Source organism: Streptomyces hygroscopicus subsp. hygroscopicus, assembly GCF_001553455.1.
Taxonomy (GTDB): domain Bacteria; phylum Actinomycetota; class Actinomycetes; order Streptomycetales; family Streptomycetaceae; genus Streptomyces; species Streptomyces hygroscopicus.
In genome coordinates, this window is record NZ_BBOX01000020.1 from 1 (window position 1) to 10,790 (window position 10,790).

Annotated in this window: 8 protein-coding genes; 7 read left to right on the forward strand and 1 reads right to left on the reverse strand. The window is 69.5% G+C overall.

Going from position 1 to position 10,790, the window contains the following annotated elements:
- Positions 1 to 67 precede the first annotated feature (67 nt).
- The 6 genes from AXW62_RS03095 (at position 68) to AXW62_RS03120 (ending at position 7,721) form a co-directional block, all read left to right on the forward strand.
- On the forward strand, positions 68 to 1,429 hold the full coding sequence (locus AXW62_RS03095) for an ABC transporter substrate-binding protein (protein ID WP_060943124.1): 1,362 nt from the start codon (positions 68 to 70) through the stop codon (positions 1,427 to 1,429).
- Positions 1,426 to 2,355 (forward strand): carbohydrate ABC transporter permease, encoded by a 930-nt coding sequence (locus AXW62_RS03100; RefSeq protein ID WP_060943125.1) that lies wholly within the window; start codon positions 1,426 to 1,428, stop codon positions 2,353 to 2,355. The genes AXW62_RS03095 and AXW62_RS03100 overlap by 4 nt, the downstream gene beginning before the upstream one ends.
- A 5-nt stretch (positions 2,356 to 2,360) precedes the next feature.
- On the forward strand, positions 2,361 to 3,224 hold the full coding sequence (locus AXW62_RS03105; RefSeq protein WP_060943126.1) for a carbohydrate ABC transporter permease: 864 nt from the start codon (positions 2,361 to 2,363) through the stop codon (positions 3,222 to 3,224).
- A 64-nt stretch (positions 3,225 to 3,288) separates the two neighbouring features.
- Positions 3,289 to 5,373 carry a glycoside hydrolase family 2 protein gene (locus tag AXW62_RS03110; protein WP_060943127.1) on the forward strand — a complete coding sequence of 695 codons (2,085 nt, stop codon included), beginning with the start codon at positions 3,289 to 3,291 and terminating at the stop codon, positions 5,371 to 5,373.
- Between the two features lie 62 nt (positions 5,374 to 5,435).
- Positions 5,436 to 7,097: a ricin-type beta-trefoil lectin domain protein gene (locus tag AXW62_RS03115; RefSeq protein WP_060943128.1), complete on the forward strand. Its 1,662-nt coding sequence runs from the start codon at positions 5,436 to 5,438 to the stop codon at positions 7,095 to 7,097.
- A gap of 273 nt (positions 7,098 to 7,370) precedes the next feature.
- Complete coding sequence (locus AXW62_RS03120; RefSeq protein WP_060943129.1) at positions 7,371 to 7,721, forward strand: hypothetical protein; 351 nt, start codon at positions 7,371 to 7,373, stop codon at positions 7,719 to 7,721.
- A gap of 158 nt (positions 7,722 to 7,879) precedes the next feature.
- Here the strand turns inward: AXW62_RS03120 and AXW62_RS03125 are convergent, their stop codons facing one another.
- The gene (locus tag AXW62_RS03125; protein WP_211282403.1) at positions 7,880 to 8,917 is read right to left on the reverse strand and encodes an Lrp/AsnC family transcriptional regulator; all 1,038 of its coding nucleotides are present in this window, start codon (positions 8,915 to 8,917) and stop codon (positions 7,880 to 7,882) included.
- A gap of 114 nt (positions 8,918 to 9,031) precedes the next feature.
- On the opposite strand from AXW62_RS03125, the gene AXW62_RS03130 reads away from it, so the two are divergent.
- On the forward strand, positions 9,032 to 10,582 hold the full coding sequence (locus tag AXW62_RS03130; protein WP_060943130.1) for an AbgT family transporter: 1,551 nt from the start codon (positions 9,032 to 9,034) through the stop codon (positions 10,580 to 10,582).
- The last annotated feature ends 208 nt before the right edge of the window (positions 10,583 to 10,790 follow it).

Sequence of the window (10,790 nt, forward strand, 5' to 3'; positions counted from 1 at the left end):
CCGCCGGACCGGACACCCGCCGCACCGCACGTCGCGGTGGCCGCTTTCCCCCCGAGGAGCCGCGCTCATGTCCAGACCATCCGTTCCGCGCCGCAGTGTCCTGCGCGGCGCCCTGGGCGCCGGCGCCCTCGCCGTCGGCGCCGGCCCCCTGGCCGCCTGCGCTCCCGGCTCCACCGGAGGCGAACCGCGCAAGCTCACCGCGACGTCCAGCGCGTCGGCCAAGGGAGAGATCACCATCTGGAGCCGCTCGGGTGATCTGTACAAGGTCTTCGACGCGGCCATCGACACCTTCCGCAGGGCCCATCCGCACGTCACGGTGCACCACCAGGCCGTCGACATCGACGCCAAACTCGCCAACACGTTGATCACCGGGGCCGACCTGCCGGACGGCAGTTTCTGGGACGACGCCAAGATCGGCAGCCAGGCGGAACACCTCTACGACCTGACGGACCTGATCGCCCCCTACCGCAAGGACACGTCACCCTACAAGCTCTCGGTCAACACCGTCGACGGCCGGATCTACGGAGTCCCCTGGGACCTGGACCCGGGACTGCTCTGGTATCGCGAGGACCTGCTCGAGGACGCGGGGGTCGACCCGGCGGGCCTTGCCACGTACGACGATCTGCTGGACGCCGCACGGGCGTTGAAGGAGAAGAACCCCAAGGCGGGCCCGATCCACCTGGAGAAGGACCCCTTCCTCGGCCAGCTGTGGCTGGAGATGCTCGCCAACCAGCAGGGCACCAGTCTGGCGGACGCCAAGGGCGCGCTCCGTCTGGACTCCAAGGAGTACCGCACCATCCTCACCTGGGTCCGGTCGGCGGTCCACGAGAAACTGGTGACGCACACCGAGTACCTCAAGCAGGGCGACCTCGCCGCCCTGGAGGACGGCCGGCAGGCCCTCGTGCCCTGGGCGACGTGGTGGTCGTTCGCCCCCCAGCAACTGCTGAAGAAGACCAGGGGCAAGTGGCGGGTCACCCAGCTGCCGGCCTGGACGGCCGGCGGGGCGCGCAGCGGCGCGATGGGCGGCAGCAGCTTCATCATCCCGGCCAAGGCGAAGAACCCCGAACTGGCCTGGCTGCTGTACGAGTTCCTGTGCTTCAAGCAGCCTGGTTACAGCGCGGTGTACGGACCCGGCAGCGTCTACCCCGGCGGCCTCAACACCTCGGTGCCCAGCTACACACCCGCCCGGAAGGCCGACAAACCGCTCTTCAAGCCGGTGGACGCGCTCGGCGGCCAGGACCTGTGGAAGGTCGCCGTGGACGCGGCCGCCACCATCCCGGCCGCCGCGCCGATCCCGGCCTGGTGGAACAAGTCGGTCGACTACCTGGGCAACAACCTGCAGCGGCTGATGGAGGGGTCGATGACGCCCGACGACGTCATCGACGACTCCACGCGCAAGATCCAGCGCAACCTGGTGGACCGCGCGTGACTCCGGCAACCCTCACACCTCCGCGCAACGAGGAACACACGGCCCCGGCGCCGCTCCGCACCCGTCGTCGCCGGCTCTTCCTCACGCCCTATGTGTTCGTCGCTCCGTTCTACGTCGTCTTCGCCGCCTTCGGCCTGTACCCTCTGGTCTTCGCCCTGCAGCTGAGCTTCACCAACTGGAAGGGCGCCGGCGAGGCCCGCTTCATCGGCCTGGACAACTACACCTATCTGCTGACCAGCCCCGAGTTCTGGGCGTCCCTGGGCAACAGCGCGGTGATGTGGCTGCTGATCGTGCCCGTCCAGATCGTGGGCGGCCTCGCCGCCGCGGTGCTGCTCGCCAACGCGCGGCTGAGGCTGCGGGGCATGTTCCGGGTGGCGTTCATCGCCCCCTTCGTCACGCCGTTGGTGGCCATGGCCCAGGTGTGGATCGTGGTCTTCGACTCCGACTACGGACTCGTCAACCACCTGCTGCGGCTGGTGGGTCTGCCCGGAGTCGACTGGCTGACCTCGACCACCTGGGCCAAGCCCACGCTCGCGCTGCTGTTCCTCTGGAAGACCACCGGATTCGCGATCATCATCCTGCTCGCGGGGCTCCAGGCGGTGCCGTCCGACGTGTACGAGGCCGCCGCGCTGGACGGGGCCTCGCGCCGGCGCCAGTTCTGGTCGCTGACACTGCCGCTGGTGCGCCGCAGCATCGCGTTCCTGGTCGTCGTACAGACCCTCGCGGTCTTCCAGATGTTCGCCGAACCGTTCGTGGTGACCCAGGGCGGACCGTACGGCTCGACCACCACCGGCGGCCTGTACCTCTACAACCACATCACGGCATCCGACCTCGGGACGGGAGCGGCCAACTCCTTCCTGCTGGTCCTCCTGGTGTTCGCCCTGTCCCTGCTGTCCGTGCGCCTGCTGCGCTCCCGAGACGAGTGACCCGTATGAAGCACAAGAGCCTGTCCCAGCCCAGACCCGGCCCTCTCCAGTACGTCTTCCTCGCCGGCCTGGCCGTTCTGTTCGTCTACCCCATCTGGTGGGCGATCAGTTCCTCCCTGAAGCCACCGAACGAGATCGTCCGCGCCCCGCTGTCGTTCTCTCCCGGCTCGGCCACGCTGCACAACTACCAGGCGATGTTCCACGACGTGCCGATCGGCACCGGTTTCCTCAACACGGTGCTGGTCGTCGTGGTCAAAGGGGCGCTGACCATGTGCTTCTGCCCGCTGGCCGGCTACGCCTTCGCCAAGTACCGCTTCCCGGGACGGCACCTGCTCTTCGGCGTCCTCATGCTCACCCTGATGCTGCCGACCCTGGTACTGATCATCCCGCTGCTGCTGCAGATGAGCCAGCTGGGCTGGGTCAACACCTACCAGGCACTGATCCTGCCCGGCAGCATCGACGCCTTCAGCATCTTCTGGATGCGGCAGACCATCGCCGCGGTCCCCGACGAACTCCTCGACGCCGGGCGCGTGGACGGAGCCGGCGAGTTCGGGATCTTCGCCCGCATCGTGGTGCCCGTCATCCGGCCGGGCATCGCCGCACTCGGCGTGCTCACCACGATGAACATCTACAACGACTTCGTGTGGCCGGTCGTCGCCGTCAACGACGAGAGCCACCAGACCCTGCAAGTCGTCCTGTCCACCCTCGCCCAGAACGTCACCGGCAACCGCATCGGCGCCGACTTCGGGAGCGTCTGGGGTGAACTGCTGGCCGCCGGCAGCATCGCGATGCTGCCCGTCCTGCTGCTCTTCATCCTGCTGCAACGCCACTTCATCAACGGAATCCTCGCGGGCAGCGTCAAGGGCTGACGCCCGCACCGCACCCGGCATCGACACCGCGCCCCTTGAGCCCACGATCGGAGCACACCCACCCATGCCCGTCCCCCGCCCCGAGTACCCCAACCCGCTCTTCGACCGCTCGCACGCCTGGCTCAACCTCAACGGCAGCTGGGACTTCCGGGCCGACCCCGCCCAACAGCACACCGCGGCCGCCGCGGACGGCTACGACCAGCGGATCACGGTGCCCTTCGCCTGGGAGACCCCCGCCTCCGGCATCGCCGCGCACTGGCTGGAGACCGCCTGGTACCGGCGCACGTTCACCGTGCCGTCCGCCTGGTCCGGGCAGCGCGTCGTCCTCCACTTCGGCGCCGTCCACCACGAGGCCACCGTGTGGGTCAACGACACGGAGGTGGCACACCACGAAGGCGGCTACACACCGTTCTCCGCCGATGTGACGGACGCGCTCGGTGACGGCGAGCAACTCCTCGTCGTGCGTGTCCACGCCCCCGCGGACAAGCTGGACATCGTCCACGGCAAGCAGCGCAGCATGCCCCGCGACGACTACGACGGCGTCTGCTTCACCCCGTCGTCCGGCATCTGGCAGACCGTCTGGCTGGAGTCACGCCCCGCCACCCATCTCGCCACGCTGCGACTGCGCCCGGCCCACGACCTGACCGGTATCGCCGTCGACGCCACCGTGCGGGGCCCGGAGTCCGGCACCGCGCGGCTGCGCCTGCGGGTGCGCGGCGAGGACTCCACCGTCACCCTGGACGTCGGTCCGGACGGGCGGGCCGAAGCCGTACTGCCGGTGGCCACCCCCAGGCTGTGGTCACCGGAGGATCCGCACCTGTACTCCGTCGACGCGGAACTGACCAGCGCCGACGGCACCGACCGCGTCACCTCCTACACCGGGCTGCGTTCGATCGCGGTGGACGGCGAGGCGCTGTATCTCAACGGGCACCGGCTGTTCATCCGCGGCGTGCTCGACCAGGGCTACTGGCCCGACACCGGGATCACCGCGCCCGACGACGCGGCCCTGCGCCGGGACCTGGAGCTCGCCGCGGACGCCGGCTACAACCTCGTACGCAAGCACCTGAAACTGGAGGACCCCCGCTTCGTCCACCACGCCGACACCCTCGGCATGCTGCTGTGGGCCGAGCCCGCCTCTCCCGGACGCTTCTCGCCCGAGTCCACCGCCCGGTTCGCCGAGCAGATCCAGCCCATGGTGGAACGCGACGGCAACTCCCCCGCCATCATCATCTGGGGCCTGTACAACGAGGAGTGGGGCCTGGACTGGGACCTCCCCGGCGACCCGGCCAAACAACAGGCGGTCGCCGACGCCTACGACCTGCTCAAGGCCCTCGACCCCACCCGGCCCGCCGTCGACAACTCCGGCTGGACCCACGTGAAAACCGACCTGCTCGACTGGCACTACTACGACGAGAGCGCCGCGTCATGGGCCGCCACGGTCGCCGATCTCCTCTCCGGCCGGCGCGACGACTTCCCGGTGAAACTCGGCCCGGACCTGGTCGTCCACAAGCAGCTCGCGGTCACCGGACAACCGCTACGCGGCCTGCCCAACCTCAACAGCGAATACGGCGGCGGCTTCACCGGCCTGGACCGCGCCTGGCACCTGCGCTGGCAGACACAGGAACTGCGCCGCCACGACCGGCTCGCCGGCTACGTCTACACCGAGCTGTACGACATCGAGCACGAGAGCGCCGGACTGCTGGACTTCCGCCGCGGGGCCAAGGACCTCGCGGGCGTCGACCCGGGCCACGTGAACGCACCCACCACGCTCGTCCTGGACCTCACGCCGGTCGCTCCCGGACGCGATCTGCTCACCGCCACACGGGAGTTCACGGTCGGCGTCCGCGTCTCCCATCACGGCACCGAACCGGTCGAGGGCATCCTGCACACCACCTGGACCGCCGTGTACGCGGCCGCGCCCGAATCCCCCGGCAGCCCCGTGCCCGGGTGCCACGCCGAAGCCAAGCCGTACGTCCTCGGAGAGGCCGTCGAGGTGCCCGCGACGCTGCCCGAGGGCCGGACCAGCGGACGACTGCACCTGGCCCTGGTGTCGGAGGGCGGAAGCGTCGTGGCCCGTACCGCGCTCGACGTGGACACCCGGACCGCACCGCACATCGGGGACGATCCGCGAGCCGGCCGAACCGAGTGAGCCGAACGAAGCAGCCCGTTGCGGGCACCATCCCCCCTGCTCATCCACGAAGGAGTGGTTCCGTGCGCCTGTCCGCGCCCAGACACAGATCACCGGCCGTGCTCGGCATCCTGGTACTGCTGGCCGCGCTGATGTCCCTGTGGCCCTCGCCGGCCTCCGCCGCACCCGCCGGACAGGTCCTGGCATCGCCGGACCTGTCCGCCAACCCACAGGGCGACAACAGCTACCCGCGCGCCATCCGCCTCGACCACGACGGCTCATCGGGCCAGACCATGCTGGCCACGTTCGCCCGGCGCAACCAGGGCGGCCCCAACTCGCTGCCCGTCTACCGCAGCACCGATGGCGGCCGGACCTGGAGCTCCACCCCCATGTCCACCATCACCTCGCACACCGCGGGCTGGGACCTGGAAGCCCCCGTCCTGTACGAGGTGCCCCGCACCGCGAACGGCCTGACCGCGGGTGACCTGCTCGCCGCCGGCACCGCCTGGAAGGCGGGGGACTTCACGGCGCAGAAGATCGAGGTCTTCAAGAGCACCGACCACGGCCGGACCTGGCAGTACCTGTCCAACTGCACCCAGAGCAGCGGGATGCCGAACACCATCGGCCACGGCATCTGGGAACCGTGGTTCCTGCTCGCACCGAACAACACGCTCGCCTGTTTCATCTCCGACGAACGGCCGGCGAACACCCCGACCAACAACCAGGTCATCGGCCACTACACCTCGACCGACGGCGGCCGGACCTGGAGCTCCGCCCTCACCCAGGACGTGGCCTTCCCCGCCGACAACCTGGCCCGCCCCGGCATGTCGATCGTCGTCCCGGTGGCCGGCGGGAAATTCATGATGGCGTATGAGATGTGCCGGGACGCCACCGACGCCGACCACGCCTGCGAGGTGTACACCAAGACCAGTACGGACGGTCTGAACTGGGCACCTGCCGACGCACCGGGGACTCTCGTGCGCACCAGCGACGGCCGGCAGCTGCTGCACACCCCGTACCTGGCCTGGCAGCCGGGTGGCGGCCCCAACGGCACGCTGCTGATGTCCGGTCAGCGCGTCGTCACCGGGCCCACGGGGAACAAGACCGTCATGGCGGAGTCCGGCACCGTCATCCTGTCCAACACGGGCCTCGGCACCGGGGAGTGGACCGAGATCGAAGCACCCGTGAAGACGGACCCGACCGGCGGTTACCGCTCCGGCGAGCCGTCCTGTCCGGGCTACAGCTCCCCCATCACACCGCGGGCGGACGGCACCAGCTTCCTCTACCTGAGCGCGACCTGGCTCGGTACCGGCAACCAGTGCCAGGTCCGCTTCAACACCGGACAACTCGGCGGCCCGGTCGGACAGGTCACCACCCCATGGGTCGCGGACAAGTGCCTCGACGTCGACACCAACACCAGTGCCGACGGCAGGGCCGTACAACTCTGGGACTGCAACACGGCAACCGGGCAACGGTGGTCGGTGGCGCCGGACGGCACACTGCGCGCGTTCGGCCGCTGCCTGGACATCGACGGCAACGGCACCGCCAACTTCACCAAGGTGCAGCTGTGGGAGTGCAACAACGCCGGCGGCCAGCAGTGGCGTCACCAGGCCGACGGTTCCCTGCGCAACCCGCAGTCGGGCCGCTGCCTGGACATCCCCCAGGGCGCCACCGCGAACGGCACGCGCCTCCAGATATACGACTGCAACGGCCTCGGCACCCAGAAGTGGAACCTTCCCTCCTAGCTCACTCTCAGGGCACACCAACGATGCGGCGGGGCGCTCCGCCCCGCCGCACGGCAAGGCCGCGTCCGGGTCGCCCGGACGCGGCCTTCTCCTGCTCCGGGCCCGATCGGTCGCGTGGGCGTGGCCAATCGGCCCAGGCAGTGACGAGCCGCCGCCCCCGCTTCGACAAGCCGGCCGCCCGGCCTCCCGCCGGCCCGCGCCTCGCTGCACCCATCGTCCGGTGCCGCGAGTACGCAGCGTGATCATGCGCCGGAGAGGTCCTATACTGGCCCGATGCCGCTTGTGGAAGTGACCTACGCCCCGAGTGTCGCTGAATCGAAGCTCCGGGAACTGGGCCTGGTGCTGCCGCACCTGGTGTCCAAGGCCGTGGAGTGTCCCGAAGAACCGTACGACGGGGACCTGCAGCCGGGGGATGTCGAGGTGCGCTTCCGGAAACTGGGCCCCTTGGACCACAGCGGTTTGGACGTGGTGATCGAGGTGAAGTCCAAGTGGTTCGAGAGCAGGGCCGCCAACCGCCAGGAACGCGTGGACAGGCTTCACGAGGACATCAGGACCGCAACCGGACTCCGTGACCTCGGCGTGTACTTGTCGCTCCCGTCAGCCGCGTGGTCCCAGGGGGACTGAACCCCTCGTCCCGGCTCACCACGGGATCAACTGCCGGAGGCCGCCCGGCCTTCCTCTTCGCCGCGGCGGATCTTCGGCGGCCGATTCTGTCAGAAGCGTTGACGCATACCGCGCGCCCTCCACTCGGCCGGCGCGTCGCCGCTGCCCGCCCGACCGCGTTATCCGTGGACGGGCGACAGGATGTCGTGGGCCCGGGGCCCCAGGAGGAGGTCGTCGTCGCGGTCGATCCATTGGCGGCGCAGGACGGACAGCGCGATCAAGGTGTTGAGGCCGTTGAGCCCGGGGAGTGTGCCGAGGTCGTCGGTGACGAACCTGGACAGGTGGTCCTCGTCGGTGAACACGCCGTGGTGGAGGATCGAGGCCGGTCCGGCGGTCATGACGGTGAACCGCGCGCAGGAGTGCTCACCGAGCGCGGTGAGCGCGGCGGGGATGTGCCGCGGCTGAACCTCGAGGGTGAACAGCGCGGTGATCGGGAACCCGAGGACGGCCGGTTCGATCTCCACCCGGGGGCGGACGGCGCCTGATTCCAGGAGCGACTGGATCGTCCGGTAGGCGGTGGACCGGCTGACGTCGAGTTCGCGGGCGACCTGCGCCGCGGAGATCCGGCTGTCCTCGACCAGCAGCCGGAGCGTCCGGAACTCGATCTCGTTGAGCGGCCCGAGGCCGGCGGGGGCCGCGCCGGGGAGGGCGTCGGCCTGCCGGCGCAGCTCCTCCGTCTGCCGGGCGGTGAGCCGGTCGAGCCGCCAGGTGAACGCTTCGCGGGCGGAGCGCAGTACCAGGTGTGACTGGATGGACGCGATGCCGGGGATCTCGGGCAGCGTCCGGGACAGCAGGCGGCGCGGGTCCGTGCCGGGCAGGGGGTAGAGCGTGCAGTAGATGTCCGAGTCGCCGGTGGTGGTGATGAGCGACTGGGCCTGCGGCACCTTCCGAATGGCTGTCGCGACGTCGACCGTGGCGCCCGGCCGGCACTTGATCCACACCACGTAGGGGTTGCCGGTGGTGAGGAGCGACCAGTGCACGGTGCCGATGAAGCGCAGGAGCCGGAGCTGCTGCAGCCGCTGGATGCGCCGCCCCGCCGTGCTGGCCGAGGTGCCCAGGATCTCGGCGACCGTATTCAGCGGTGCTCGGGGCGCGATCTGCAGCGCGGCCACCAGATCGAGGTCCGCGTCGTCGAGCCCATGCTCCATCTCTCGCATGCGGCCAGCCTACACAGAGCGATTCTGTCGTTATAGATCTCATGCTTGACACAAAGAAGCATCAGGCTGTCTGATGACGAGCCATATCGCCACCGATCAGCAGCGGGAGGACCCATGACCGAGGTGACGACGAAACGGCGGCGTTCGCCGACGACGGTGATCCTGCGTGTGCTGGACGTCGTGGACCGGGCGGGGAACAAGCTGCCGCACCCGTTCTGGCTGTTCGTGATCCTGAGCGGGCTGATCGTGGCGGTGAGCTGGCTGCTGGCCTCGCTCGGTGTCTCGGTGGTCTCACCCGCCGACCACAAGGTCGTCGAGGTCAAGAGCATCGTGTCCGACGCCGGCGTGCAGATGGTCCTCGGCGACCTGATCACGAACTTCGTGAACTTCCCGCCGCTGGGGCTGATCGTCGTGGTCATGCTCGGCGTCGCGATCGCGGACGGCACGGGCCTGCTCCCCGCACTGATGCGCGCCGCGCTCACCCGGGTCCCGGCCAAAATGGTGACCTTCGCGGTGGCGCTGACCAGCATGTTCTCCCATGTGGCCGGAGACGCCGCGTTCGTGGTGATGATCCCGCTCGGCATGATCGCGTTCCGCGCGGTGGGCCGCAGCCCGATCATCGGCGCGGTCGTGTCGTACGTGGCCGTGGGCGGCGCGAGCAGCGTCAGCCCGGTGATCGAAGGGTCCGACGCGATCTTCGCCGGCCTGACCACCTCGGCGGCGCACACCATCGACCCGTCCTACTCGGTCACCCCGGTGTCGAACTGGTACTTCTCCGCGGCGTCCTGCCTGTTGCTCGCCGTCGTGATCACGCTCGTCACCGAAGCCGTCGTCGCGCGCCGGGTCGCCGCGATGAACGCCACCGAGCCGGAGCTGACCGACGTCGACGAGCTGCCCGACATGTCCCTGTCCGCGGACGAGCGCAAGGGTGTGCGCCGGGCGATCGCCGCCGCGGCGCTCTACGTGGCCGCGGTGGTCCTCGCGATGCTGCCCACCGGCTCACCCCTGCGCGGCGACGGCGGTTCCATCGTGGAATCGCCGCTGCTCGACAACGTCGCCGTGGTGCTGATGGTGTTCTTCATGGTCATCGGCATCGTGTACGGACTGACCGTGCGCACCATCACCGCCGCGCAGGACATCCCCGACCTGATGGCACGAGGACTGCGCGAACTGGTCCCGGTCCTGGTGCTGTTCTTCGCGGTCTCGCAGTTCCTCGGCTACTTCAAGTGGACCAACCTCGGACAGGTCATCGCGATCAGCGGCGCCCGGGTGCTCGACTCGCTCGGCGCGCAACCCGTGGTGATCTTCATCGGCGCGGTGCTGCTGATCAGTCTGCTCAACCTCTTCCTCACCAGCGGTTCGGCGATGTGGTCGCTGGTCGCGCCGGTCCTGGTACCGATGCTGATGCTGCTGAGCATCCGGCCGGAGACCACCCAGGCGCTGTTCCGCATCGCCGACGCGCCCACCAACAGTCTCAGCCCGATGAGCCCGTACTTCGTCATCGCGCTGGGGTTCATCCGCCGCTACCGGCCGTCCGCGGGGATCGGCACCTTGATGTCCCTGGTCCTGCCGCTGGCCGTGGTCAACCTCGTCGTCTGGCTGGCGATGTTCCTCGCCTGGTACGCGCTGGGCATACCGCTCGGCCCCGGCGTCCCGGTCCGGTAAGTCCCTCACCCCCCCACAGATGGGAGCACCCCCTTGTCCGCGAAGCCGTTGGCCAGCTGGACCCGAACCCACCTCGACGACCTGCTCGCCGATCTGTCGGCGCTCGTCGGCCTCGAGTCGCCCAGCACCGACAAGGCGCTGCTGGACACCACCGCCGCCTCGATCAGGTCCTGGGTGGAGGACCGGCTCGGCCCGCCCGCCGAATGGA